This window comes from Polaromonas sp. P1_G2, assembly GCF_056405515.1.
On the sequence record NZ_JBFUBY010000638.1, the window covers coordinates 1 to 687 of the forward strand.

Annotated in this window: 1 protein-coding gene and 1 pseudogene; both read left to right on the plus strand. The window is 63.9% G+C overall.

Annotation, left to right across the window (positions count from 1 at the left end; all coding sequences use genetic code 11):
• A partial coding sequence (locus AC1D0P_RS26660) for an ABC transporter permease subunit (protein WP_477679480.1) occupies positions 1 to 398 on the plus strand: 398 nt, incomplete at its 5' end.
• Positions 395 to 687: pseudogene (locus AC1D0P_RS26665) on the plus strand (hypothetical protein); the annotation flags it as partial. The gene AC1D0P_RS26660 and the pseudogene AC1D0P_RS26665, both read left to right, overlap by 4 nt.

Consider the following 687-nt stretch of genomic DNA (forward strand, 5'->3'; position numbering starts at 1 on the left):
GCGTCACCCTGCGCGGCTTCGGCGCCAATCCCGGCGCCATGGTCAAGTCGGGCTGGAAGCCGGTGCGTTACGCGCTGATCCGCTACCTGATTTCCGGCCTGTTCGCCGGCGTGGCGGGCATGTCGCTGACGGCGATCAATACCGCGAGCGACATCAATTCCGGCAATTCCTATACGCTGCTCAGCGTCGCAGCCGTGGTGATGGGCGGATCGAGCCTGATCGGCGGCATCATCTCGCCAGCCGGCGTCGTGGCCGGCGCGATCACGCTGTCGCTGATCGGCGCGTTGCTCGGCGTGCTTAACGTCTCCAGCGACTACAATGCCGCAACGCAAGGCCTGCTGCTGATCGCGCTGCTCGCGTTCCGGAGCCTTGTGGCTGAGAGAAGGAGCAAGGCATGAAGGGCTTTTCCGACTTTGGCGGCTGGGCGCAGCAGAACCGCTGGATCTGGTCGGCGGCGGCTGTCGTCATTCTCTGGCTGATCCTGTCCTTCGTCACCAGCCGTTTCAGCCTGTCCAACCTGTCGGGCATCATCCTCTCCGCCGCCTTCCTGACACTGATCGGTCTGGGGCAGATGTTCGTGGTGACGACCGGGCGCGGCAATATCGATCTCTCGATCGCCTCGGTGCTGACGCTGAATGCCTATGTGGCGCTGATCGTCATCCACGGCGATGACGCCAACCTGTGGCT